The sequence below is a fragment of the Paenarthrobacter sp. TYUT067 genome, from assembly GCF_023656375.1.
Taxonomy (GTDB): Bacteria; Actinomycetota; Actinomycetes; order Actinomycetales; family Micrococcaceae; genus Arthrobacter.
This window is the reverse complement of record NZ_JAMOIT010000002.1, coordinates 149384-175124: the sequence shown is the minus strand read 5'-3', so window position 1 is coordinate 175124 and position 25741 is coordinate 149384. Positions and strand designations below refer to the sequence as shown.

Here is a 25741-nt window from a genome sequence, read left to right as displayed (position 1 = left end):
GGTTAGCCCTACTTGAAGCTGGCTCCGACCAGTCCGCGGGTAGCTGCCACGAGCTTCATGGGGTCTGCAGAACCAGCTGGCGGAATGTACACCGCCACGGACTCGGCGAAGTTCAGGACCATGCCCGTGGTGGTTTCCTTTCCACCGGCGAAGACAGCGGAATCGTCCTCAAGGAGAAGCTTGTCTCCTGCCGCCTTGGGCGTGCCTTCGAAAGCGAAGTCCAACCGTCCCACAACCACGGCACCGCCGTCGGCAGTACGGAGCACCACGGTCTGGTTGGTGACCGGAGTGTGGGTGAACTTGAAGTTGGCGCTTGTTCCGTTCTTCACGGTGTCCGCCTGGTACGCCAGTGCCCCTGCGATGTACGGGGAAGACTGCCCGTCAGCCAGCTTGCTGCGGTTGGGAGACTCCGGGTTGGTGAGCATTTCACTCAGGATTTCCAGAGCCTCGTTACCGCTGTAAGCCAGTCCGGTGCTGTCACTCGCCGGTACAGGTTCGGTACCCTTGCGCGGAATCGGGAATGAGGGGAAGTTGGTCCCGGGCTGAAGCGGGGCACTGCCCCACAACTTGTAGTTTTCGCGGGGTGAAAGCTGCACCAGGGTCAGAACCTGCGGCACAACATTGCCCTCACCCTGCGTGAGGGCAAAGACCGTGCGGGGCCAGTCACGCTTGGTGCTGATCACACTGCTCTGAAGCTTGGTGGCACGGACCGGCATGCGCGGCTCATAGGCGGAAACCGCGGACCGGATCTTGTAGTTCTGCGTCCGGATCTGGAGTTCCATTTTGTCTACGCGCGGAGCCAGCTTGGCCGCATCCTTGGCCGCATCGGCTGCATCCACAGTGCTGGCGACCTGCTCAAGAATCCGCTGCAACTGGGATTCCAGCATGACCGGCGTTCCACCGTCGGCAGCAGCTGCGGCCGAGGATGTGGACGTGGCCTCGGGTGTGGTGGTGGCTTGGGCAGCAATGGCTGTCCCTCCCACCATGACTGCTGCCATTGTGGCGGCAAGGGCAGTGATCCGGAGTGCCGAACCTTCGGTGCCCGCGCCACGACGGCGGCCTTCGTCACCCGTGGGCGACTGGACTTCAGTTGACTGTTTGGCTGAGGGTTGAACCGGCAGCGTGGTGGTTTCCCCACCATCGCGCGGCTCATCGTCATCACGGTCCTTGCGTCGATTGCTCATTGCCTTGGCGATGAACGGCAACGCCGCTCCCACCAAGATGATGATGATGCCCACAACAATCAGCGGCACGGCCCAGGGGGTGGTGGCGTTGTTGGGGAACGTCATGGAAATTGACGACGGCGCGGGCTTGGTACCGTCTCCGGCTACCAAAAGGGACCACTCGCCGTCAGCGGGAGGGTTCCAGGTGTAGTCAAGATCTCCGCTGGCATCCTCAGTGCTGACCCACAAATCGGATCCAGCCGGGGACGGCGCCGTGGCCTCGCCATCTGCGGAGGACACCTCCAGCGACTTCTGGTCAGCAGAGACACCGGTCAGCGTGTTGTGGGCGGTCTCACCGACCCACGCTTCCACATCGTCCGGTCGTCCGGTGGCTACCATGAAGTTGCCTTCACCCTGGATTTTGATCTTCACCGGCCCGTCATGGAGAGCGATCAACTTTTGGTCAATCACGGTCAGCGGGGCAGCTTTGGTATCGCTCGGAACCGAAGCCGTCACGGTCTCAGCGGGGGCCCAAAAAGTCAGCTGGCCTATACCGGCCAGCATCGTCAGCAGGCCCAGCAGCACCAGCAAGGCTGCAGTCTTCAAACGCACAGGATCACCTATCATCAGCGGTCGTTGAACTTCAAGGGTAACCGTTTTGTTATCAGAGAGTCAGATCGAGGTGATCTCCCCGACACCCCGAAAAGCCCGCCACCGCGCCGCTCCGGCGCCATTACGCGGTCCTGATAGTGTGGCGATGATCATGATATACGGGCCTCCCAACGCCTAAGTCCACCTTGTACCACCACTGAAAAGGCAGCTAAACCGCGTGAAAGACCACATGGAGCCCCGTCCCGTCGAAGAGTCAGGGTCAGGTGCGGTGGATTCCCCTTCCGGGGGTGGCACCGCTACTTCCGAGGGCCCTGCTGCAACGGTTCCGGTCCGCACCGGACGCCTGGCTGCCATCAGCCGCAGACTTCGGCAGCCCATTCCCGGAGCCCGCAACCGGGTGCGATTCGAGATGCCCCCGGAAACTGAATCCGATGAAGGCAGCGAAAGCTTCCGCCCCGAGGACGACCACGGATTCGGCGCCCCCGGCCCGCGAATGTCATCACAGCATCCTGTATATGTCGGATTCATGGGTACCGCCGGCGTCGGCATCGCCCTGGCCGTGTTCTACATTGCCAGCAACACCACCCAACTCATTTTGTGGATCGTGGCCGCGCTGTTCATCGCACTTGGACTTGATCCCGTGGTTCGTTGGCTTGAAGGCCGCAAAGTCCCCCGCCCCGCGGGCATCCTCATTTCCGTCTCAGCGCTTGTCCTTGCAGTGGCAGGCTTCTTCGCAACACTAATACCCACCATCGTCGAACAGGTATCGGAAATCGTCCGCCAAGCCCCTGAGTGGATCCGCGGCTTCCTCGACTCGGACTTCTTCCGCAGCGCAGACAGCCAATTCGGCGTGCGTGACCGTATCACTACTGAGCTGGACAAGTTCGTCAAGGACCCCGAGGCGATGGGTGGCATCTTCGGCGGCGTGGTGGGTTTCGGTTCCACTGTGGCCAACGGCCTGTTTGGTTCGCTGATCGTCCTGGTCTTGAGCCTGTATTTCCTGGCAGCCCTGCCGTCCATGAAGAAATGGGCTTACCGCCTGGCTCCCCGGTCCCGCCGTCCGCGTGTTGAGGCGCTTTCCGAAGCGATCACCGATTCCGTGGGTAATTACGTCATTGGCCAGGTCTGCGTAGCCCTCCTGAATGCTATTTTTGCGTTCATCCTGATGACCATCCTGGGCATACCATTCAGCGTCCTGCTTGCGTTCGTCGTTGCCCTGCTGGCGTTCATCCCCTTGGTGGGCGGCATGATCGCTGCAGTAGTGGTTATCCTGGTGGCACTGACCGCCGGCTGGCAGACAGCTGTGGTTTACGCGATCGCCTACTTCGCCTACCTGCAGTTCGAGGCGTACTTCATCTCACCGCGCATCATGCAGCGCGCTGTGGCGGTTCCGGGAGCCGTGGCCGTGATCTCGGTGATAGCCGGTGGCAGCCTGCTTGGCGTCCTTGGCGCGCTGATCGCCATTCCAACAGCAGCGGCGATCATGCTGCTCATCAAGGAAGTCTTCATCGTCCGGCAAGACAGGCACTGAGCCTTCTCTCGGTTTTTGTACAGATAATGCCCCTAAGCATCGTGTTTAGGGGCATTATCTGTACAAAAACCGGACGCGGGGCCCAGCTGGGCGCTTGCGACCGGCCCCGCCCACTCCCGAGGTAGACCGTCGGCTCCGGCACCCGCCGGAGTGACGTCGTCGACGATTTCATTCAAGACTCGCGCTGCGTACTTTTCGCCAACCCAGAGGTGCTTGGCGCCGTCGACGCCGACAATCCGGGCTTGAGGCACCACAGCGAACCGCTGGGCTGCTTCAGCAGGCTGCAAGTAGTCATCGTGCTCCGGCACCAGCACTGTGAGCGGCTTACCGGACTCGGCCCACTCCTTGAGGTGCACGTCCGTGGCCCGGTGCAACGGTGGGGAGAGCAACACGGCACCTTCGATGTGCGATGCCACAGGATCCACCGCCCCGTACATCAGTGCAAGTTCGGTGCCAAAGGACCAGCCCACGAGCCAGCGGTTGGGAAGCCCTCGTTCCACGGCGAACCGGACGGCTGCCTCGACGTCGTACCGCTCACCAATGCCCTCTTCGAACTGACCATCGCTGGTTCCGCGCGGCGATGCCGTGCCCCGCGTATTGAACCTCAGCACGGCGACGCCGGCCAGCGCCGGAAGCCTGTACGAGGCCTTGCGGTACACGTGCGAATCCATGAATCCACCGTGAGTGGGCAACGGGTGGAGCGTGATCAAGGTGGCAGTAATTTCCCCTGACGCCGGGAGCGCGAGTTCGCCCAGCAGCACCTTGCCGTCCTCTGTGGTGAACTCCACGTTCTCGCGCACAGCGGGAAGGACCGTGGAAGCACGGATTTCCGAGGGCGCATTCTGCTGGGTGAACACGAACGAGGCGGGGTCGAAAGTCATGGTTCCAAGCCTAAGCGAATCAGCGGTAACGGTACGTCCGGCCCGTCCAGCAGTTGGTGTGCCAGTGCCTGCGTTCGGCCAGCCCTGCGGCCTGTCCAAACAGATGGCTGTCGGACCACACCACCAAGTGGGCGATACCCGGGACGATGGCAGTGGAGCAGCCAGGGCAGATGTACTGCTTCTCCGCTTTCCTGGCCGTCATGGTTCGCACCATCCAGTCACCATCCGGGGCGCTTTCCCTCCTGGCGATTCCGGCACGGGCCCGCTCAAGGTCCAGCTCCTGCGCCGGTTCAGTCCACTTTCCACCGGAGTTGCCGGAGCGTGTGCTGGACGCGTTGCGACGGGGACGGTTGGAGCGGGGCATACTTCCATTCTGCCCCAGCCATACCGTTGCAGACGGTAATGTGGGGCGGGTGCGACTCGTCATAGCCCGTTGTTCTGTTGATTACGTTGGCCGCCTCAAGGCCCATCTCCCGCTCGCCACCCGGCTCCTGCTGGTCAAAGCGGATGGTTCGGTGTTGGTGCACTCCGACGGCGGCTCCTATAAGCCGCTGAACTGGATGAGTCCCCCCGCGACCCTTCGGGTGACCTCACCGGAGGAGACCGAAGTGGAGGAAGGGGTGGTGGAACAGTGGACTGTTCAGTCCGCCAAAACGGATGACCGCCTCATCATCAATATCTACGAGCAACTGCACGACACCTCGCACGAGCTCGGCACCGATCCCGGCCTGATCAAGGACGGCGTCGAAGCGGATCTTCAGAGGTTGCTGGCCGAGCAAATCGAACTTCTGGGGTCCGGTTACTCCCTGATTCGGCGCGAGTACTTCACAGCTATCGGTCCTGTGGACATTTTGGCCAGGGACGCGGCCGGGGCCACTGTTGCCATCGAACTCAAACGCCGTGGAGACATCGACGGCGTTGAACAACTCACGCGTTACCTCGAGCTGCTCAACCGCGACCCCCTGCTGGCACCGGTACGGGGAATTTTTGCCGCACAACAGATCAAACCCCAAGCGAAGGTCCTGGCCAACGACCGCGGAATAGATTGCGTCACGCTGGATTATGACGCCATGCGCGGCGTGGATGACAGCGAGTCACGGCTTTTCTAGGTTCCCGTCTTCGGGAGGGTGTGCCGCAGACCACTAGAATCAAGACCATGACTGTTGCATCCTCCCCATCCTCCGCTCCAAGCCATCAGATCATTAAAGGAACGCTTGTCAGCGACGGCGAGGTGGTGGAAGACGGATTGGTTGCCGTCGACGGCGACAGGATTGCCTATGCAGGCCCGGCCAGCGCCTTCGATCCGGAAGAATTCGACGGTTTTCGCAACGCGATCCACTTAGGCATCCCCAGCGGTAGCTACCTCTTCCCCGGCCTCGTTGACGTGCACTGCCACGGCGGCAATGGCGGCGACTTCCCTGGCGGTGAAGAATCTTCCGCGCGCAAGGCCGTGGACTTCCTTCATAGATCAGGTACCACCACATTCCTTGCCAGCATGGTCACTGCTCCCCGGGAAGACCTCCTCCGGGGTATCGAGCTCTATGTGAAGCTCGTGGATGAGGGGCTGGTGGCCGGCATTCACCTTGAAGGGCCGTTCCTCTCCCATGCCCGATGCGGGGCCCAGAATCCCGACTACTTGTTGGAACCGGATCTGGAGCTCATGGACGAGCTGGTGGGTGCCGCGGCCGGCAAGCTGTCCACCATGACCTACGCCCCCGAACTTCCAGGCGCAGCTGCCCTGGTGGACCTGATGACTTCCCATGGCGTTACTCCCTCCTTGGGCCACACCGACTGCGACGACGCCACGGCCGCGGCGTCGCTCGCTGCGGCACGGGAGGGACTTGAGTCGGCAGGGTTCGACGGCGTCAGCTCGCTTCCCACCGTGACGCACCTCTTCAACGGGATGCCGCCCATGCACCATCGCGCCCCGGGTCCCGTTGCGGCGTGCCTGCGCATGGCGCAGGAGGGAAAGGCCGTTGTTGAACTCATTGCAGACGGAACGCACCTGGCCCCGAGCACCGTGGCAACTGTCTTCCAGTTAGTGGGCGCCGGAAACATCGTCCTGGTCACGGATTCAATGGCTGCCGCAGGATTGTCCGATGGCAGCTACATGCTCGGCCCGTCCCCGGTCACGGTCAGCGACGGCGTGGCCACACTCGATGCCACGGGATCCATCGCCGGAGGCACCTCCACCCTCTTGGAAGTTGTCAGCAAAACGGTGGCAGCCGGCGTCGGACTTCCCGACGCGATTTGCTCGGCAACAGCGGTCCCGGCCGCGGTCCTTGGACTTTCCGATGAAATAGGCGGGCTCCGAAGAGGACTTCGCGCCGATGTGGTGGTAACAAACCAGGATCTGCAACTGACGGGCGTAATGCGCAATGGGCAGTGGTTGTCCTAGATTCCCGGCGTCCGGGTTCCTACACGTTCCTTGGAAAAGGCCGTTGAATTGTCGGACCCGGCGTTACCTTCTTTTTACCGAAAATTTTCCTGAATTGCCCAAAAGACCGTTGACCTCCGGCAGAGCACATGAAAGTGTTATAGCAGTCTTTGTGTAGGTGTTTTTCATGCTCGCAAGACCAGTTGCGAGCGTGAAGCTCCTGCGAATCAATCAGGCCCAGGCTTGGTTGGTATTCGGGTCTTCTCGCGGAGTAACAAATCCGGTACGAGGTGTATCGGACTGATGTTCCACAATGAGGAGATATACATGGCACTGGGAACCGTCAAGTGGTTCAACGCCGAAAAGGGCTTCGGCTTCATCACCCCGGATGACGCGGATGGGGACGTTTTTGTCCACTACTCCGAGATCCAGACCGGTGGCTTCAAGACCCTCGACGAGAACCAGCGCGTTCAGTTCGAGATCGGTCAGGGAGCCAAGGGCCCCCAGGCAACCGGCGTTACGGTCGTCTAGTCGTACCTGTTGATCCCTGCATATTGCGGAGACAACACAACTCGTTGACCCTGGCTTTCCAGCCGGGGTCAACGTGTCTTAATCGAGGAAACCCCGGCCACCCTCTGCGGGTTCTCAACAACGACTGTTACTAACCATGAAGAAATACCAAACGCGCCCTTCGAATAGGCGTTGACAATTCAACCAACCAAGCTCCGGAGCAGCCGTGCGGAATGCCGGACTGATAATCCAGGAAGGTACGCCCTGCTGAGCGCGCGACCTATTGCAGGAAGATGCAGTGGGTCTTGATAATACATGTACAACGTTCTGTACTCGGGTTGGAATCTCGACTTAAATGAGGCCAGGGACCTGAATCCGTAAACGGGCTCCAAGGCCTGTCCCACCACCTCAAGTATTCCGGCCAAACCTTTGGCCCTCTGCTCGATCTCCCCCTCTTCCCGGGCCAAGGGCGACCCGGACAAGGAAATAAGTTCCACGGAGTCCCGCAAATGCAATACTGCCGATGCGATGAGAAACTCCATGACCCCGGGAAAAGCGTCGCCGCGCCGCCGCATGAAGTCCAACGTCCAACTGACAACAACGCCGTCTTCATACACGGGAAGCCAACTGGTGACGCCATAGACGAAGCCCGTGCCATCAACCGCAACGCAACACAGGACGTCTTCATCATCCAACTCGTCCAGACCGCCCATAGTGAAACCCATTTCCGGGATCTTCTTTTGGGCTGCCCACTCTTCCGAGACTTCACTCACTTGGGCGCGTACCCCGAGCGGCAGTTCGGAGTAACGACCCCAGTTTGCCGTGATCCCCATCTTCGAGGCGCGGTTTAGTGAGGTCCTGACGTTCTGCCACTCCTTGCCCCTGAATTCCAGGCCCCTAATTCGTAGGCGGGTTTCCTGGGCGACAGACACACGGCGGAAACCGCGTGATTGCAGCATGGGCCACAGCTCGTCTGTGCAGGAGTAGAGGCACGGAGTCAACGCGCGCTGGGAGCAGAAATCCAGGAACCCTTGGGCGGTCACCGCATGGTGCTGGCGCGCTCCGAAGGGACCGGCCAGCGTCAATGCCACGTGACTGTGCTGTTGGTAGGCCACTCCCCCGGTTCCATCTGGAGTGAACCAATACTTGTTCGGTTCCCACAGCGCCATCCATGAGAGCGAATCTCCGCCCCTCTTCACCAGTGCACGGGCCGCCTGCCGCGCCTGGCGGTCAAGTCCTCCGGCGTGATGTCCCCGGATTAGCAGCACCCACACACCAAGTAACGCTACGAGCCAAAACAGTGTGCCCGAATAGGAAAAGAGGAAGACTTCCAGCACATCGCGCTCGGCGAAGACTTTACGGTAAACGCCGGGAAGCGGAACGGGGAGGTACTGCCTGGCAAGTTCAGCCGCCAAACCCAGCAGACCGCCGTCGCGAACCAACCCCCCGGAGGCCAACCACACCACCGTGTAGGCCAGCGCCAGGCCTCCCCCAGTCAGTCCGACCAGCAAAAACACCTTCCGGCGGAGACGATCAGAAGTCTCCACCCGGAAATGGCCCCTGTAGACAAACAGGAGCAACGCCAACGCCAAGGGAACCAGCACCAGCGGAATGATATGAACCACTGCCGTATTGAGCATCCCCGCATGTGGTCGACCTGGGGGCCGCGGGATGCCGGCAAAGAGACCAAGGTAGATCGTGGACAAGGCCACCACCACCAACTGCACCCCGATTGCGATTCCCAAGGCCAACCGCCGCCCACGCCTCATGCCGTCGGCGCAAATGAGTAGCAATACAACGGGAACCACCGCCAGTGCCAATCCGAACGGCCCTGTGTAGCCTTGGCGGGTTATGTCGAGGCAGGTGACGTCGATGGTTCCCCCGCAGTTGCTCTCCAGCTGACTTAGCGTGGGCAGCGGGTTGAGGATGACATCCCTGAGCAAAGCCAAGGGTCCGGACGGGCTTTTTGCCGCAGCGGTCACGATGGGACCCACGGCGAAAATTGCCATGGTCAATGAAAGAAGGTTGCGGATTTCCCGGCTGGTTGACCTGTGCAGGTGGAGATGGCCCTGGCTGCTTTGCATCCACCACCCGGTCAGTAGACCTATGAGCGCACCCAGGAAGCCCACCACGGTCTCCGCATGCCCTACGTACAGAACCAATAGCAGGGAAATCGCGAGCACCACGGTCCTCAGGCGCCGTTGCCACAAGGTGGGCAGGATCGCACTGGCTGCCAAAACGGTGGTGAGGACGGCGCCGTAGGGGCCGATCAGGCGGATGCCGGCCATTCCTGATAGCCAGCCGTCGCCCAGGTATTGGGCAACCTGGGTTACAAGGAGGAAGGCGGATACGCAGGCGAACTGGCCACCAAAGAACACTCCTGCCGTCCTGAGGGATCCCAGGTGCCGCTCTGCCAAGCCAAGGAAAAACAGAATCATCAGGAAAGCCGTGACATAGGCCACTGGATTGGTGGCGAAGAACAACGACGTCCAAATAGACCACCATTCTCCGGACCGCAGACCCTCCAGCGAAACACTGGCAACGGAAAGCCAAGGCTCCGCCGGGCCCGTCAGGAAGCTCGCAGACACCAAAGACAGGCCAACAAAGAGGGCGAGAACCATCATTGTGAACGGCGTTGATCGCAGATGCCGTCCTGCTTGGCCCAACGCAGGTCTGATCACGCCTTTGACGGCCAGGCTCACCGCCGCAACCCCCATCGGGAGGCAAGGAAGTCGAGGCCACCGGGCATGCCACGTATCACGGCGTCCCATGAGTGCCCGGCCTGTGGAATTGAATGTTCTTCAGTTGCAAAACCGGCGTTTCTTGCAGCGTCCGCAAGCTCATGCATGTAGCTGGTGAACTCATGGTCAGCCTCACCTGAAACCAGGTACACACCGCTTCCGGAGAAATCGCGTTGCTGCATCAACACCAAAGGTGTCCTGGACTCGAACGATTCAACATCACCGTCGAACGAGTCCGAGATTGTCTTGCTTCTGTCTTTAGCGAGTGCAGGTTCCCGCTCGGCGGCGAAGGGAAGAATGGACGCGAAAAGGTCCGGGTGGGAGGTTCCCATCTGCATGGCACACGTGCCGCCAAAGGAAAAACCGCCTACAGCCCACAGCTTGTGATCCCTGGAGACATCCAGCGTTTCAGTGATCCACGTGGGTACATCCTGCGAAAGATACGTATCCACGGAAGCGATTTTGCTATCCATACACATGGTGTTGGCATTGGCTGATCCGTTGGGGTCCACCACCACGGTGACAGGGGCGATTCCCTGATGGGCTTCAGCGTACTGGTCCAGGAGGGACCGGAGCTGGCCACCGGTAAGCCAGTCCGCAGGACCGCCTGGTTGACCAGCGAAGAGGACAAGCACAGGCAAGGTTGGACGTTCTGCAGTCTGGTAGGCGGGCGGCAAGTAAATATAAGCATCCCGTGCGTTGAAACCTGAAGCGGTTCCAGGAATGGCGGCTTTGCGCAGGACGCCGTTTCGGGGCATGGAATCGGGGGCTTTCCATGCGGACAGGGCAGGGCCTGGCTTTGCATCCGGACTGCGTTTGAGGCTCGCTTCAAGTGGCTGTATGCGTGCCACCGCGGTACCCAGCAGGTCCGAGACCGTGTTGTTCAGTCCGAAATAGAGGTTTATCTGGACAACGCATAAAAGAAGAACGCCGAACATCGCCGCCACGCTGAACGAACGGCCGCGCCAGGAATTTCGGGGAAACCGCGCAACGCACAGGAGCACTGCAGCGACAGCTGGTACCGCCCAAGCCACGGTCTGAAACGGCAGGTTCTCCGAGAATGAGGCCAACAGATCCACAAGGATCCAGTGAATAAGGGCCACTACCCCGATCGCCACAAGCAGGCTGGCCGGTACCAGCAGCAGCCAGGATCGTCGTCGACGCCATAGGAGGTAGGCCCCGCCGACTCCACCGCAGGCGATACTGAACCAAAGGAAAGGCCCATCCACCAAGCTGACGTCCGAAAGAAAATCCATAACGCCTAACGCCAGGTTCCGACGCCGATGACCGGCCCCGCTTCGAGCCAGGACGACAAACCAGCATAGGCATCGAAATTCATGGCGAGCATGAACTTCTGACCTTCATACTGCAGTTCAACCACCACGACGCCAGGTTGAATCCGGACGAGCTCGTCTTCCGTGGGCTGACGGCGTCCCAACAATTCAAGGGAGCTGCGCGTGAATTTATGTTTGGGGATGACGCTCAGGGACATCAGGCGGAACCACTCGAGCTCGTTGTCCTGATAACGACAAACCCCCATCTGCCAGCTGTTTCCAGCCATGCAAATGGAGGCGTCGACCGTGCCCAGGGCGCGCCGCAGATTGAAGCGACGCACCCCGAAAAGGCACAGTGACATGATCAGCAACGTAAACGCTGTTGCCAGGGCGATGAACGGAATAAGGGAATCGTCCATCAAGGTCGTGCTATCGGATCCCCGCTGTAGCCGCTTCGCCCAATTTGGCGTTGTCAGCAACAATCACCACGCGATCGTTGTCGACGGAGAAGAATCCGCCGTCAACGACTACTGCAATGCGATCACCGGAAACCGGCTGGATTGCCAGCTCGCCCGCGGCCATGATGGCCAAAAGGGGCGAGTGGCCCGGCAGGATTCCGATTTCACCATCGCTGGTGCGGGCCTTCACCATCTTGGCCGCACCGGACCACACGAAGTGGTCCGCTGCGACAATCTCAACCTCGAGCTCAGCCATACTACTTGGTCTGTTCCTGGATCTTGGCCCACTGACGCTCGACGTCATCCAGGCCGCCGACGTTGAAGAACGCCTGCTCTGCGATGTGGTCAAGCTCGCCGTCGCAGATAGCCGTGAAGCCTTCCACGGTGTCCTTGATGGACACGGTGGAGCCTTCGACGCCGGTGAACTGCTTGGCGGTGTAGGTGTTCTGGGAGAGGAACTGCTGGATACGACGTGCACGGGACACGACGATCTTATCCTCTTCAGACAGTTCGTCAACACCGAGGATGGCGATGATGTCCTGAAGTTCCTTGTTCTTCTGCAGGATCTGCTTTACACGGACAGCCGTGTTGTAGTGATCCTTGCCGATGTACTGGGGATCCAGAATACGGGAGGTGGACGTCAGCGGATCAACGGCCGGGTACAAACCACGGGAGGCGATTTCACGGGAAAGTTCCGTGGTCGCGTCCAGGTGTGCGAAGGTCGTTGCCGGAGCCGGGTCGGTGTAGTCGTCAGCCGGCACGTAGATGGCCTGCATCGACGTGATGGAGTGACCCTTGGTGGAGGTAATGCGCTCCTGGAGCAGACCCATCTCGTCAGCAAGGTTGGGCTGGTAGCCCACAGCGGACGGCATACGGCCGAGCAGCGTGGAGACTTCCGAACCTGCCTGCGTGAAGCGGAAGATGTTGTCGATGAAGAGCAACACGTCCTGGTTCTGAACATCGCGGAAGTACTCCGCCATGGTCAGAGCAGACAGAGCCACGCGAAGGCGCGTTCCCGGCGGCTCATCCATCTGGCCGAAAACAAGGGCGGTGTCCTTAAGAACGCCTGCCTCTTCCATTTCAACCCAGAGGTCGTTTCCTTCACGGGTACGCTCACCAACACCGGCGAATACCGAGGTACCACCGAAGTTGCGGGCAACACGGGTGATCATTTCCTGGATCAGAACGGTCTTGCCAACGCCGGCGCCGCCGAACAGGCCGATCTTTCCACCCTTGATGTACGGGGTGAGAAGGTCGATGACCTTGATGCCGGTCTCGAGCATCTCCGTGGAGCCCTCGAGGGACGCGAAGGACGGAGCCTTGCGGTGGATCGGCCAGTAGGCGTCTGCCTTGATCTCGGACTCTTCGACGTCCAGCGGCTTGCCGAGAACGTTGAAGATGTGGCCCTTGACGCCGTCGCCGACGGGCACGGAGATGGGAGAGCCGGAGTCCCGCACGGTGGTACCGCGGACCAGGCCGTCGGTTGCCTGCAGGGAGATGGCGCGAACGAGGTTGTCACCCAAGTGCTGGGAGGTCTCGAACGTGATGGTTTTCGTCTGGCCGTTGAGAGTGATCTCAGTGGTCAGAGCGTTGTAAATCGAGGGGATTGCGTCAGCCGGGAATTCGACGTCGACAACCGGACCAATAACACGGGCAATGCGGCCGGTGGCACCGGCCGTAGCTACGTGTTCGGTAGCAGTGGCAGTCATCTCTCTCACTTCACTCAGTAGATGGCGTGGGGTTAAGTTTATCTGTTTGGTGCAGGTGCGGCTTTGAGCCGAATCCGTTGCTGGCTAGGACGCGAGGGCGTCTGCGCCGGCCACGATTTCGGAAAGCTCCTGCGTAATCTCGGCCTGGCGGGCCGTGTTGCGAAGGCGCGTGTACTTCTTGATCAAATCCGTAGCGTTGTCACCGGCCGACTTCATAGCGCGCTGGCGGGCTGCGAGCTCGGAAGCTGCGGCCTGCAGCATGGCTGCGAAAATGCGGGACTCGATGTAACGCGGAAGCAGTGCGTCAAGCACCTGCTCTGTTTCCGGTTCAAACTCGTACAACGGCAACAGCTCGGATTCCGAGGCTGCTTCCTCCTCTACGACCTCCAGCGGAAGCAAACGGATGACCGTCGGCTCCTGCGTCACCATGGACTTGAAGCGGGTGTACACAACGTGGATCTCGTCCACGCCGCCCTCTTCGAAGTCGGTGGAGAAGTCTTCAAGAAGTGCAGCTCCGACTTCCTGCGCGGTTTCGAATTCCGGTGCGTCCGTGCCACCGGTCCATACGCGGGCGTAGGACCGGTTGCGGAAATCGAAGTACGCCTGCGCCTTGCGGCCAACCAGGTACGCCTTGACTTCCTTGCCTTCTGCGTGAAGAAGCTCGGTGAGACCTTCAGCCTGCTTGAGCACACTTGCGGAGTAGGATCCTGCAAGACCGCGGTCCGATGTAATGATCAGGACTGCGGCGCGGCGGATCTGCTCCGGCTCGGTGGTCAGCGGGTGGTCGATTTCGCTCTGAGTTGCGACAGCAGAAACGGCGCGGGTAATCGCGTTCGCGTAAGGCAGTGAAGCTGCTACGCGGGCGCGGGCCTTACCGATGCGCGAGGTAGCGATCAGTTCCATCGCCTTGAAGATCTTGCGCATCGACGTCGTCGAGCTGATCTTCTGACGGTAGACCCGAATCTGGGCTCCCATACTTATCCTTTCCTAAGTTCCCGATGTGCTGCCCTGCCGGGGCCCTTACGGACCCCGGCAGAGCAGGTTATCGAAACTAGCGCTTCTGCTTGACGATCTTTTCCTGGTCGACGTCGCCGCCGGAGATCGCTGCGTGCTCTTCGTGGCCAGCGCCAACCAGGTGGTTGTCGCCTTCGCCGAAGAAGCCCTTCTTGAAGGAAACAATGGCTTCCTTCAAGGCTGCAGCGGTGTCGTCATCCAGGACGTTGGTCTGAGCCAGCGTGGTCAGGATGGAGGACTTGTGCGTGAGGTGCTCCAGGAACTCGGACTCGAAGCGGCTGATGTCCTCAACCGGAACGTCGTCCAGGTAACCGTTGGTACCGGCCCAGATGGACACAACCTGGTTCTCAACCGGGAACGGTGAGTACTGGCCCTGCTTCAGCAGTTCCATCAGGCGTGCACCACGGGTCAGCTGCTGACGGGAAGCAGCATCCAGGTCAGAGGCGAACATAGCGAATGCCTGCATGTCGCGGTACTGAGCCAGGTCCAGCTTCAAGGTACCGGAGACCTTCTTCATGGACTTGACCTGTGCAGCGCCACCAACGCGGGAGACGGACACACCAACGTCAACAGCGGGACGCTGGTTGGCGTTGAAGAGGTCCGACTGGAGGAAGATCTGGCCATCGGTAATGGAGATCACGTTGGTCGGGATGTAGGCAGAAACGTCATTTGCCTTGGTCTCGACGATCGGCAGACCGGTCATGGAACCTGCACCGAGCTCGTCGGAGAGCTTGGCACAACGCTCCAGCAGACGGGAGTGCAAGTAGAAAACGTCACCCGGGTATGCTTCGCGTCCCGGCGGACGACGCAGCAGCAGGGATACGGCGCGGTAGGCTTCGGCCTGCTTGGACAGGTCATCGAAGATCACCAGTACGTGCTTGCCGCCGTACATCCAGTGCTGGCCGATGGCCGAACCTGCATACGGTGCCAAGTACTTGAAGCCGGCGGGGTCAGATGCCGGGGACGCCACGATGGTGGTGTACTCCAGTGCGCCGTGATCCTCGAGGGTCTGACGAACGGCTGCGATGGTGGAAGCCTTCTGGCCAACACCAACATAGACGCAGCGTACCTGCTTGGTGACATCTCCCGAAGCCCAGTTGGCCTTCTGGTTGATGATGGTGTCCACGGCGATGGCGGTCTTGCCGGTCTGGCGGTCACCGATGATCAGCTGACGCTGGCCACGGCCGATCGGGATCATGGCATCGATAGCCTTGAGGCCGGTCTGCATCGGTTCGTGAACCGACTTGCGTTCGGTAACGCCCGGAGCCTGAAGTTCCAGTGCACGGGTGGCCTCGGCCTTGATCTCGCCGAGGTCATCGATGGGCTGGCCCAGGGGGTCGACAACGCGACCCAGGAAGGCGTCGCCAACGGGAACGGACAGGATCTCACCGGTACGGTGAACTTCCTGGCCTTCTTCAATACCGGTGAAGTCACCGAGGATAATGACACCGATCTCGCGGACGTCAAGGTTCTGGGCCAGGCCCAGCGTGCCATCTTCGAAGCGAAGCAGCTCGTTCGCCATGACCGAGGGAAGACCCTCAACACGGGCGATGCCGTCACTTGCGGTGGTCACACGACCAACCTCTACGCGCTCTGCGTTTCCGGGTTCGTAGGACGCCGCGAACTCGTTCAACGCATTACGGACGTCGTCGGCGTTGATGGTCAATTCGGCCATCTGCAGTCCCTGCTCTCCTGTTTTCGTGATCATCGTTGCTCACGATGACCGGGTTTTATATCAGTTAAGTTGTGCTTTGTCTTCGCTAGCCAGCGAGCTGGCGGCGGAGTTCGGTCAGGCGGGCGATAACCGAAGCGTCGAGCACTTCGTCACCCACCTGCACGCGGATTCCACCGATCAGTGCGGGATCAACATTGACGTTGACCTTCAGTTCGCGGCCGTACAGGGCATCCAGCCCGGCCTGCAGACGGCTGGCCTGCGTTTCCGTCAACGGACGGGTAACGCTGACAGTTGCAATCCAGCGCTGCTGACGCTTGGCTGCAAGCTTGGCGAATGACTCGACGAGCTTGCTCGGCTTGACACCACGCGGCTGCGTAACTGCCTGGCTGATGAGAACTTTTGCTTCCTCGCTGCTGCCAGGAACAAGTTTCTCGGCCAATGCAATCTTCGCCGCTGGTGATGCCTGCGGCTCAGACAGAGCACGTTGTACTTCGTGGCTGGAGGCGACGGCCTGGTTGAAGGCAAACAGGTCGTTTTCCAGCTCTTCCAGCCCCGTGATACCGGAGGCAGAAACGGCCGACTTGTTTTCAGCTACGGCAATGACAACCGTGGCGGCAAGCGTCTCGAGTGCATCGCCGATATCGCGTGCCGATGCCCAGCGCGAGCTGGCCAATCCGCCTGCAATCTCAGCAGCATCAGCGGAGACTTTTCCGCCAACCAGCTGCTTGACCAGCGCCGACTTCTCGTCACCGGAACGGGACGGGTCAGTCAGGGCGCGGCGCAAGCCAGCCGAGCTGTCCACCGTTCCCAGGATTCCGAAGAGGTCCTTAGCCAACTGCAGCGAGGCGAAGGGAAGCTTGGCTTCCAGCTGCGCCAGCGCTGTGGTCAGCGATTCGCTCGATATACCTGCCATTACTTAGCTGCACCTGCGCTCTGGGTCTCCAGATCTGCCAGGAAGCGGTCCACAACGCGCGCGGCACGCTGATCGTCGGTGAGTGCTTCCCCAACGATGCGGCCGGCCAGCGTGGTGGCCAATGTGCCAACCTCCGAACGAAGCGAGACAACAGCTGCCTGGCGCTCCGACTCGATGGCAGCATGTGCCTGCTCAGTGATGCGTGCAGATTCTGCCGCAGCCTTTGCCTTCAGGTCCGCGAGGATCTGGGCGCCTTCGGCGCGTGCTTCTTCGCGGATGCGGTTGGCTTCGGCACGGGCGTCGGTGAGCTGCTGCTTGTACTCTTCAAGAGCTGCAGAAGCTTCCGCCTGGGCCGCTTCGGCCTTTGCAATGCCACCTTCGATTGCTTCAGCGCGCTCCGCGAAAGTCTTCTCGAACATCGGGACAACAAACTTGACCACGATGTACATGAGGACCGCAAAGCCCACGAGGACTACGCCCATTTCCCAGACGTTGGGAACGAGCGGATTAGCCTCCGCAGCGCCTTCAGTGGCGGCTGAGATGATCAGCTGATTCATATTTCACCCGTCCTATCTACTCGTGCTTGGGATTCGCTTGGGTTCCAGGACTAGGAAAGAACGAAAGCGAAGACCAGGCCGAGGATGGCGAGAGCTTCAGTCAGAGCCAGACCAAGGAACGCGATCGGCTGCAGCACACGCTGAGCTTCCGGCTGACGTGCAACACCGTTGATGTAAGCGGCGAACACGAGACCCACACCGATACCACCGCCGATGGCCGAGAGACCGTAGCCGATGAGGTTGAGGGAGCCGTTGATGGTGCCTTCCATTTTTTCTTCCTTTCAAGATGCCGCCCGTGCGGCAGGTTGTTTGGGTTGCTTCATCCCCGCGAGGGGAAGTTTTGGGAGCCTAGTGGCTGTCGGCGTGCAGGGCGCCTTCGATGTAGATCGCGGTCAACAGTGTGAACACGTAAGCCTGCAGGGCCATGATCAGTGCTTCGAGCATGTACATGGCCACGGCGCCTACCAGCACCAGTACCGATGCGCCCTTGAGCAGGACGTTCTCCTGCATAACAAGGAACTCGATGCCGGAACCGGCGAGCATGACGATCAAGTGGCCTGCCAGCATGGTCGCAAACAGACGGAGGCTGTGCGTGACCGGGCGGACCAGGAAGTTGGAGATGATTTCGATCGGTACGACGATCGGAAGGATGTACCACGGAACACCGGAGGGAACGGTGGCGAGCTTGAAGTACTTCAGGCCGTTCTTCTTGATGCCGATGGCGATCCAGGTGACATATACGATGCCGGCCATGACGTAGGCGCCGCCTACATGCGAGAAGCTCGGGAGCTGGATCAGCGGGATGGCGCCATAGATGTTGTTCACCAGGATGAAGAAGAACAAGCTGAACAGCAGCGGGACGTACTTGATGAAGTCCTTGCCGCCGATGATGTCCTTGGCGATGCTGTTGCGCACGAAGCCGTACGCCATCTCGCCTGCGAACTGCAGCTTGCCGGGTACCAGCTGCTGCTTACGTGCAGCGAGGATGAAGAATGTAGCGATAATGACGACCGAAAGGATCACCAGCAACATCTGCTTGGAGAAGCCATCGTGCGCACCCCAAGGCAGGATTGCCGGCAGGTGCATTTCGTCGATTCCGGGTGGGGTGAATGACCCCGAATCCTGGGCGGGGAGCGCAAGCGCGATCAACGCGTTTCCTCTCTGCTGTGTCCATCATTGGGCATTGGTTGGAATCCGGACGCGTTGGACGCATCTGTAATCCATGTGAAATTATTTGGCATTACTGTCCCCGTCCGTGGACGGACCGCTGTCTGCTTTGCTCTCGCCAGATGAGGAGCTTTGTCTGGTGAGGCCATGCATATGGGAAAGATAGAACCCTCCTGCGGCTCCCAGCAGAGCGCCAAGGAGCACAATCCAGCGGGTCCCCCACAGATTATCCAGACCCCAGCCTATCAAACTCCAGACAATGATCCCGCCAATGATGTAGCTGAAGACGGCTATGCCGGCGTTGTATCCGCCATCGTTTCCGGCTTCCGCTGATTCACCATGTTTGACGGGCTGCTGAGTAGTGGCCCCGGGGCGCGTATAGCGCTTACGCGGAGACATCCGGGCCACCCTTCTGCTCCTCTGGATCGTTGTAGATCTGGAGACGGGCCTTGCTGAAGCCGTAGATTTCGGCGGCTTGCCAGAACACGACTGTCACAACGGCACCGATGAGGAACCATCGGCCATGGAGCCAGTCCGGAGCACCCAGCACAAAAAGCACTACAGCAAAGCCGACCACCTTGATGAAATATGTTGCAACAAAGAGGCCTACTGCGCCGGAGGGGTTGTTACGGCCAACAAAGTGACCGATCAAAAGGCTGATTCCAAAGAAGAGCATGACCAGCACGGCACCGAACGCGGCTGATAGCGGGCCTTGTCCGCCGTTCATGAAGGCCGCAATCACGCACGTGACAGCAGTGGCTGTCAGAGCTGCTACGGAACTAAGAAGAAGCAACCGGAGCCACAACGAGGACGGCTTGCCAACGGCCCCAACACCACGTTTACCGGACGGGTGTCCGGTTTCGGCGTTGGATGTCATGGGGATACCAATCCTCGTGGCACGGGTGCCATATTCTCAAAGTGGGGTTACGGGCGAGTGACTGTCCGCAGTAAGAATTCTACATGAGATAGAACTGTGACCATAACCGACTCTCACAACTACTCCCCCGGACGCGTCGAGTTCCGGGTGAAGTAGGGCCACGCCGTCACGGCAGCCATGACCAGCGCTGCCGCTACGAGGACAATGAGCACGATCTGCCATGGGAACACCGCAAAGGCGACGCCGCCAAAGGCAAGAATGCTCGTCCAAACATAAAGCATGACGACGGCGCTGCGGTGCGAGTACCCAAGGTCCACCAACTTGTGATGAAGGTGCCCGCGGTCAGCGGACCACGGTGACTGGCCTCTGGCTGTTCTTCGGACAACGGCCATCCCCAAATCAAGGAGGGGCAGGGAAAGCACGGCAAAGGGCAGCAAGATGGGAACAATGGTGGGGATACCGTTGGCGCGGTCGTAGAGACCGGAGCTGATCTGCCCGGTGGCCACGACGCCGGCCGAAGCCATGAGCAAGCCAATGAGCATCGCCCCGGAATCTCCCATGAAGATTTTGGCGGGGAACCAATTGTGCGGCAGGAATCCGATGCAGCTGCCAACCAGGATGGCCATCAGGAGTGTCGCGAGGTCCGAGTTGTCCGTGGACGGATTGTTACGGTGAACCCAGTAGGCGGTAAGGAAGAAGGCTCCGCCACCGATGATGGCGACGCCGGCGGCCAATCCGTCCAGTCCATCAATGAAGTTGACTGCATTCATGGTGGTAACAATTAGCCCTGCGGTCAGCGCAATCTGAACTACCTCGGACTCAAGGACAATCGGTTCCGGGATGAAGGGAACCACAGACATCCGCACGCCCCAGATGGCCACGATCAACGCAGCTGCAGCCTGGCCCAGCAGTTTGATCCACCAACGGATGTCAAGGATGTCATCCGCCACCCCCACAGCGACGATCACCACGGCACCCGCCAGGATCCCCCAAGGTGCATCGTTGTGTCTGAAGATGTCCTTAACGAAGAAGGAATTGCTCGCCACCACCAGGGCGACGAAGAATCCGACAAAGATGCCCAGTCCACCGAGTTTTGAGATCAGCGCCGAGTGCATGTCACGGCTACGGATGGGCTGATACAACCGCAGCTTGTTTCCCAGCACGCGGGCACCCCACGTCCCGGCGTACGCTACAACGGCCGCCGTCAGGGCCATTAGCATGTACATGATCATGACGCGGCCCCTGAAAGCAGCCTGCACACCAAACGGTTGGATAGGACCACCGAATGCAGCCGGCGGGATCGAATGCCGTCGGGTTGTGGGCAGCTCAAGGTGTGGAAATCTGTCTTTGGATAAATGGAACTACTCCGTCGCCATGCCTGCACCGGCTGTGCCGAATGTTGCGGGATTTCTGTGGACTCTAGTCACGATACTAATGCCAATGGCCGTGACCACCCTGTGACGCAGCCGCCATGTCCCAGCGTGTTTGGCTGGGATTCAAGCCGCGTAACAGCTACCTGACAGGCTCTTGGACGTTACGCAGCGCGTAGATCCCGTTCAGTACCTGAGCATTGAATCGCGGGGCTTTCAGGCTGTGGCGCAGGCCCTTGAGAAGCCCGGCCAACAGCACCTTACGATTCGGCGAGGCGGCAATCGTGCGGGTCCAGTTGCGCAATGAAGCACCCGTAAAAAGAACCTTTTCCCACGGTGCCAAGGCGTTCGATCGAGTGTAAACCCAGAGCTTGTTTCGCACTTCATAGTAGAAGCGCGCGCCAGGATCCGCTCCGGCGTCGCCAAAGACCTTCGTATGGTGATTGGCCACTGATGCGTTGGTAGTCAGCGCGGTCCCTCTACGAGAAATCCTGGCGGTGTACTCCAGATCGTCATTCCAGATGAAGTAGTCCGCGATGGGCAGGCCGTGCTGTCTGATTTCCTCAGCACGAATCAGCACCGACACGAAGGAAGCACTGCGGATTTGGGTGGCACCCAGCCTGGCAGCAGCGGTGCGCGCGTTCTCGCTTGCCCCCATACGCGGCCGCATGCGGTTCATCGGGTGGTCGCGGCCATCAGTCCACACCACACGGCTGGCGATGAACGCCGGTGCCTCTCCGGTTTCCCGAAGGTAGGACTCGGAGAGGTCCAACGCCTCGCGCAGGGCGTTCGGCTGAGGTTCGGTGTCGTCGTCCATGATCCACACGTGATCCGCCCCGTGGTCGAGTACAGCCCGTTCCATGCCGACGACGAAACCCCCGGCACCGCCCACGTTGGTGTTCAAGGTGACCACATCAGTGGTCAATGCGCCGTGGTACTGCTGGAGGAACTCAGCGGTTTCATCCGTGGAGGCGTTGTCCACGATCACGACGGCGTCCGGTACCTGTGTACCTGCAGCAATGCCGTCCAAGGTGGTCTGGAGAAGTTCACGCCGGTTATAGGTCACTACAACAGCGACCACGACAGGGTGGGACGTCATTTACTTGCCTTTGGTCTTGGATGGTAGGAAACGGCGCCCGATCAGCAGGCCAGCCAGCTTCCAAGGTTCAACAAAAACTCTGTAAGCCACGCGGCCCGGGTGAAGGACCAGCCGCCAGGCCCACTCGAGTCCTAGGCGACCAAGCCACCGCGGCGCCAGTTTCTGGATGCCCGCAACCTGCTCAATGGCGCCGCCGACGGCGCAATAAACGGCAGCCGGCAGATGGGCGAGCCTGCGGTGAAGGACAGCCTCCTGAAGGGGCATCCCGAGTCCCAACAGGACCAACTGCGGACGGAAGTCCGTCAGCCAGTCCACCACCGCATCTTCCAGGGTGCTGTCCCACCCCTCACCGGGCATTCCGTCCACTGTTGCACCGGGGACGATAGCGCGCAGCCGGGCGACCGCCGTCGTATTGGCCGCGCGTCCCGCGCCTACTACGGCCACGCGCTCCAGCCCTTTGACCTTTCCAAGCTCCGGGATCCAATCCATGGAACCCAGCCGGTATGCCATGGTTCCCTCACCCAAGGGCTGGAGTTGACGCTTGTGGGCTAGCCCCCAGAGCATCGCGACGGGAGCACCATCCAAGAGGACGATCGAGCTGCCCTCATACAAAGAACGGACATCCGGGCGCGAATGAAGCAACGTGATGCTGTGCAGATTGTGGCCAAGAACGGTAGCGGTTGATCCGGCTGAAATGAGACTGCCCATTGCGTCTATAACCTCATTGACGCGCATCGGCGTGGCGTCGACGTCAAGGACGGGGACGCGTTGACGCTCCGGAATCATTCGGACTTGGCTTCGTTGGAGGCCTCCGGCTTTGCAGTCTCATGGGTTGACTCCTCGACGACGACGGCGTCGGCTGCAGTTTCTTCAACTGGGGTCTCTTCAACTGCGGTCTCTTCACCTGGGGTCGCTTCAACTACAGGTTCTTCGGTTGCCGTGTCATCAGAAGCCGGCGGCGCAGCAGGAATGGTTTCACCAACACCCAGGATGGACGGAACGATCTCGCGAAGCCGTTCCAGCTCAATCGCTCCTTGGCGCACCACCCGGAACGGAGTGGACGTGGCGTCCACAATCGTCGAGGGCAAGGCAGCAGTTCCCTTGACCGGACGGAAGCCGCCTTCGAGGTAGACCTCAACGGACTCCGCCAGTTGGAGTCGCGCTTCCGAGGCTGTCTGTGCCGCTTCCTGGCCCGTCCGGTTGGCGGAGGAAACAGCCAAGGGGCCGGTGAGCCCCAGGAGTTCCAGGGCGATCTGGTCGTCGGGCATCCTCAGGGCAACGGTGCCCTTGGTCTCGCCGAGGTCCCAGTCCAAGGACGGCTGGGCATGAAGGATCAGCGTCAACCCACCGGGCCAGAAGGCTTGGGCCAGCGCCCGGGCATCGGCTGGTACGTCGGTGGCCAGTCCGTCCAGGGCGTTGACCCGTGGAATCAGGACCGGAGGAGGCATTTGACGGCTGCGCCCTTTGGAGGCCAACAACATGGTCACGGCCAACGGCGAGAAAGCATCTGCGGCAATACCGTAGACGGTGTCTGTTGGCAGCACGACGCACTTCTTCTCGCTGATGGCGCGCTGGGCATGCTGAAGCCCTTCAGAACGCTGGTCATCGGAAGTGCAGTTATAGGTTGTGGTCACAGCGCCATTCTTTCACTCATCAGGAGACAGGCTTGCCAGGATCGCGCTGGTGGCACGTTCCTTGCCGTTCAGGTCGTAGTGCGTGGTGACGTTGTTCCAACGTCCGGTTCTTTGCAGCATCCGGCAGATCCATGCAGCCTGGACTTCCGCGTGCTCCATCACAAAATAGCCACCGGGCTTGAGGAGACGGGCCGCTGAGGCAGCTGCCGCGGTCGGAAGTACCATGCCGTCCGCTCCCCCGCCGTAAAGCGCCTCTGGTGGATCGTGCAGTGCAACTTCAGGCTCTGTGGGGATCGCTTCGGCCGGAATGTACGGCGGATTGGATACGACGACGTCGAAGGTTCCGTTGTGCTCGGGAAGGGCATCCCGTAAGTCGCCTTCAATAAGTACCACGCCCAGCGGTTCGAGGTTTCTGGCAGCCCAGGCATGCGCGAGCGTGCTGAATTCCACCGCATGCACTTCAGCGCCTGGGATTTCGTAGGCGATGGAGCCGGCGATTGCACCTGATCCTGTGCCAAGATCCACCACCTTGGGACTTTGCAGTCCTGAGAGGTGGTCGATGACCAACTGAACAACTGACTCCGTTTCGGGACGCGGAATGAAAACGCCCGGACCCACCCGCAACGCCAGGTGCCGGAAATATGCGACGCCGGTGATGTGCTGGAGGGGGACGCGTCCCGCGCGTTCCTCCACCAGTTCCCGGTAACCTTCGGGAGCGGGGGTGTCGCCGAGCAACAGGGCACGGAGACGACCAAGGCCGACGCCCAGTAGGTGATCGGCAAGCAACTCGGCATCCACGCGCGGGCTGGGTACGCCGGCGTCGGACAGGACAGCAGTAGCCTCGCGGACAGCGTCCGCGAGGCTTTGGCCTTGGTGAAACGTCATGGATGTACTCTGCTGTGTTTGTTCGGCGCTGTGGTTGTTCGGCGCTGCTCTGATCGGCAGGTCGTTACTCGCCGATTGCGTCCAGGCGTGCCTGCTCGTCAGCTTCAATGGCTGACTGGATCACTGGTTCAAGGTCACCGTTCATGACGGCATCAAGGTTGTAGGCCTTGTAGCCGGTGCGGTGGTCAGCAATACGGTTTTCAGGGAAGTTATAGGTCCGGATGCGCTCGGAACGGTCCATGGTGCGGATCTGCGACTTGCGCTGTTCCGAGTTGGCGGCGTCAATCTGTTCCTGCTGGTGGGCCAGGAGGCGGGCGCGGAGAACGCGCATGCCGGCTTCGCGGTTCTGCAGCTGCGACTTTTCGTTCTGCATGGCTACAACGATGCCCGTAGGCAAGTGAGTAATGCGTACAGCGGAGTCGGTGGTGTTCACGGACTGGCCACCGGGCCCGGATGAACGGTAAACGTCAATCTTGAGGTCGTTCTGGCTGATCTCGAGTTCTTCGGGCTCATCAACTTCGGGAAGCACCAGCACGCCGGCGGCCGAAGTGTGAATGCGGCCCTGCGACTCCGTGACGGGTACGCGCTGCACACGGTGGACGCCGCCTTCAAATTTCAATCGGGCAAAAACGCCCTGCGCGGGATCGTTCGAATTGCCCTTGATGGCTACGGCAACGTCCTTGTATCCACCAAGATCGGATTCAGTAGCGGAAATCATTTCGGTCTTCCAGCCGCGCGACTCCGCATAACGCATGTACATGCGCAGAAGGTCGCCGGCGAACAACGCAGCTTCGTCGCCGCCTTCGCCACCCTTCACTTCAAGGATGACGTTGCGGGCATCGTCCGGATCACGCGGGATCAGCAGACGACGCAGCCGCTCTTGTGCGGCGGGGATCTGTTCCTCCAGCTGCTCCACTTCGGCAGCGAATTCGGGATCCTCGTCAGCCATCTCTTTGGCAGCTTCCAGGTCATCGTTGAGCCCGCGCCACTTGTTGTACGCCTCCACAATGCCCTGAAGCTGAGCAGACCGCCGCCCCAACTTCCTGGCCGCAGACTGATCAGCATAAACAGCAGGATCACTCAACTGCGCCTGAATAGCAGCATGCTCATCAAGCAATCCCTGTACGGACTCAAACATTTTCAAACCTCTTTCGACTCGCAGACAAGTCTAGTTGCGACGATTGGTGACTTAACGACCAACCGCTCAAATAAGCCGGCCAGCGAAGGTGACGGCAACGCTCAAGGTGACCTGACCGCCGTCGAGTAATTTTGCCGGCCCGGGAGTGGCATCGGG

26 protein-coding genes are annotated in these 25741 nt (G+C 60.3%); 4 read left to right on the top strand and 22 right to left on the bottom strand.

Features of this window, described 5'->3' with window-relative positions; all coding sequences use genetic code 11:
• Positions 1-8 precede the first annotated feature (8 nt).
• A complete protein-coding gene (locus MOD31_RS02280; RefSeq protein ID WP_250819740.1) occupies positions 9-1790 on the bottom strand; it encodes a hypothetical protein in 1782 nt (593 codons plus the stop codon).
• Positions 1791-1992: 202 nt separating this feature from the next.
• Here MOD31_RS02280 and MOD31_RS02275 point away from each other — a divergent pair, with 202 nt between their 5' ends.
• Positions 1993-3306 (top strand): AI-2E family transporter, encoded by a 1314-nt coding sequence (locus MOD31_RS02275; RefSeq protein ID WP_142938639.1) that lies wholly within the window; start codon positions 1993-1995, stop codon positions 3304-3306.
• 32 nt (positions 3307-3338) lie between these two features.
• Here MOD31_RS02275 and MOD31_RS02270 read toward each other — a convergent pair whose 3' ends face one another.
• Positions 3339-4187: an alpha/beta hydrolase gene (locus MOD31_RS02270; RefSeq protein ID WP_250819739.1), complete on the bottom strand. Its 849-nt coding sequence runs from the start codon at positions 4185-4187 to the stop codon at positions 3339-3341.
• A 19-nt stretch (positions 4188-4206) separates the two neighbouring features.
• Complete coding sequence (locus MOD31_RS02265) at positions 4207-4551, bottom strand: ATP/GTP-binding protein (protein WP_142938637.1); 345 nt, start codon at positions 4549-4551, stop codon at positions 4207-4209.
• A gap of 49 nt (positions 4552-4600) precedes the next feature.
• On the opposite strand from MOD31_RS02265, the gene nucS reads away from it, so the two are divergent.
• From nucS to MOD31_RS02250, 3 genes are all read left to right on the top strand, one after another.
• On the top strand, positions 4601-5296 hold the full coding sequence (gene nucS / locus MOD31_RS02260; protein ID WP_014922168.1) for an endonuclease NucS: 696 nt from the start codon (positions 4601-4603) through the stop codon (positions 5294-5296).
• A 47-nt stretch (positions 5297-5343) separates the two neighbouring features.
• On the top strand, positions 5344-6585 hold the full coding sequence (locus MOD31_RS02255) for an N-acetylglucosamine-6-phosphate deacetylase (RefSeq protein WP_223940509.1): 1242 nt from the start codon (positions 5344-5346) through the stop codon (positions 6583-6585).
• A 306-nt stretch (positions 6586-6891) separates the two neighbouring features.
• Positions 6892-7095 carry a cold-shock protein gene (locus tag MOD31_RS02250; protein WP_017199737.1) on the top strand — a complete coding sequence of 68 codons (204 nt, stop codon included), beginning with the start codon at positions 6892-6894 and terminating at the stop codon, positions 7093-7095.
• A gap of 179 nt (positions 7096-7274) precedes the next feature.
• On the opposite strand, the gene MOD31_RS02245 is transcribed toward MOD31_RS02250, so the two are convergent.
• The 19 genes from MOD31_RS02245 to prfA form a co-directional block, all read right to left on the bottom strand.
• Positions 7275-9791, bottom strand: a complete 2517-nt coding sequence (locus MOD31_RS02245; protein ID WP_250819738.1) for a DUF2156 domain-containing protein — start codon at positions 9789-9791, stop codon at positions 7275-7277.
• Positions 9773-11071, bottom strand: a complete 1299-nt coding sequence (locus tag MOD31_RS02240; protein ID WP_250819737.1) for an alpha/beta hydrolase family protein — start codon at positions 11069-11071, stop codon at positions 9773-9775. Before MOD31_RS02240 ends, MOD31_RS02245 begins: the two co-directional genes overlap by 19 nt.
• A gap of 5 nt (positions 11072-11076) precedes the next feature.
• The gene (locus MOD31_RS02235) at positions 11077-11508 is read right to left on the bottom strand and encodes a DUF2550 domain-containing protein (protein WP_250819794.1); all 432 of its coding nucleotides are present in this window, start codon (positions 11506-11508) and stop codon (positions 11077-11079) included.
• Between the two features lie 10 nt (positions 11509-11518).
• Positions 11519-11803 (bottom strand): F0F1 ATP synthase subunit epsilon, encoded by a 285-nt coding sequence (locus tag MOD31_RS02230; RefSeq protein ID WP_014922172.1) that lies wholly within the window; start codon positions 11801-11803, stop codon positions 11519-11521.
• Position 11804: 1 nt separating this feature from the next.
• Positions 11805-13256, bottom strand: coding sequence for a F0F1 ATP synthase subunit beta (gene atpD / locus MOD31_RS02225; RefSeq protein WP_091468394.1), 1452 nt, complete (start codon positions 13254-13256; stop codon positions 11805-11807).
• A gap of 84 nt (positions 13257-13340) precedes the next feature.
• On the bottom strand, positions 13341-14231 hold the full coding sequence (locus MOD31_RS02220; protein WP_011775258.1) for a F0F1 ATP synthase subunit gamma: 891 nt from the start codon (positions 14229-14231) through the stop codon (positions 13341-13343).
• A gap of 76 nt (positions 14232-14307) precedes the next feature.
• A complete protein-coding gene (atpA, locus tag MOD31_RS02215; RefSeq protein WP_011775259.1) occupies positions 14308-15945 on the bottom strand; it encodes a F0F1 ATP synthase subunit alpha in 1638 nt (545 codons plus the stop codon).
• Positions 15946-16030: 85 nt separating this feature from the next.
• Positions 16031-16858 carry a F0F1 ATP synthase subunit delta gene (locus tag MOD31_RS02210; RefSeq protein WP_142938632.1) on the bottom strand — a complete coding sequence of 276 codons (828 nt, stop codon included), beginning with the start codon at positions 16856-16858 and terminating at the stop codon, positions 16031-16033.
• Positions 16858-17415 carry a F0F1 ATP synthase subunit B gene (locus tag MOD31_RS02205; RefSeq protein ID WP_011775260.1) on the bottom strand — a complete coding sequence of 186 codons (558 nt, stop codon included), beginning with the start codon at positions 17413-17415 and terminating at the stop codon, positions 16858-16860. The genes MOD31_RS02210 and MOD31_RS02205 overlap by 1 nt, the downstream gene beginning before the upstream one ends.
• 50 nt (positions 17416-17465) lie before the next feature.
• Positions 17466-17684, bottom strand: coding sequence for an ATP synthase F0 subunit C (gene atpE / locus MOD31_RS02200; RefSeq protein WP_011775261.1), 219 nt, complete (start codon positions 17682-17684; stop codon positions 17466-17468).
• Between the two features lie 79 nt (positions 17685-17763).
• Positions 17764-18564, bottom strand: a complete 801-nt coding sequence (gene atpB / locus MOD31_RS02195; protein WP_142938631.1) for a F0F1 ATP synthase subunit A — start codon at positions 18562-18564, stop codon at positions 17764-17766.
• Between the two features lie 81 nt (positions 18565-18645).
• Complete coding sequence (locus MOD31_RS02190) at positions 18646-18981, bottom strand: hypothetical protein (protein ID WP_142938630.1); 336 nt, start codon at positions 18979-18981, stop codon at positions 18646-18648.
• Entirely contained in the window at positions 18968-19459 is a 492-nt protein-coding gene (locus tag MOD31_RS02185; RefSeq protein ID WP_250819736.1) for a hypothetical protein, read from the bottom strand. Before MOD31_RS02185 ends, MOD31_RS02190 begins: the two co-directional genes overlap by 14 nt.
• A gap of 119 nt (positions 19460-19578) precedes the next feature.
• A complete protein-coding gene (locus MOD31_RS02180; protein WP_142938667.1) occupies positions 19579-20691 on the bottom strand; it encodes an MraY family glycosyltransferase in 1113 nt (370 codons plus the stop codon).
• Positions 20692-20971: 280 nt separating this feature from the next.
• Entirely contained in the window at positions 20972-21928 is a 957-nt protein-coding gene (locus MOD31_RS02175) for a glycosyltransferase (RefSeq protein WP_250819735.1), read from the bottom strand.
• The gene (locus MOD31_RS02170; protein ID WP_250819734.1) at positions 21929-22714 is read right to left on the bottom strand and encodes a WecB/TagA/CpsF family glycosyltransferase; all 786 of its coding nucleotides are present in this window, start codon (positions 22712-22714) and stop codon (positions 21929-21931) included.
• Complete coding sequence (locus MOD31_RS02165) at positions 22711-23562, bottom strand: L-threonylcarbamoyladenylate synthase (protein WP_166840201.1); 852 nt, start codon at positions 23560-23562, stop codon at positions 22711-22713. The genes MOD31_RS02170 and MOD31_RS02165 overlap by 4 nt, the downstream gene beginning before the upstream one ends.
• Before the next feature lie 12 nt (positions 23563-23574).
• Positions 23575-24447, bottom strand: a complete 873-nt coding sequence (prmC, locus tag MOD31_RS02160; RefSeq protein WP_166840199.1) for a peptide chain release factor N(5)-glutamine methyltransferase — start codon at positions 24445-24447, stop codon at positions 23575-23577.
• Between the two features lie 64 nt (positions 24448-24511).
• Positions 24512-25585: a peptide chain release factor 1 gene (gene prfA, locus MOD31_RS02155; protein WP_166840197.1), complete on the bottom strand. Its 1074-nt coding sequence runs from the start codon at positions 25583-25585 to the stop codon at positions 24512-24514.
• Between the last annotated feature and the right edge of the window lie 156 nt (positions 25586-25741).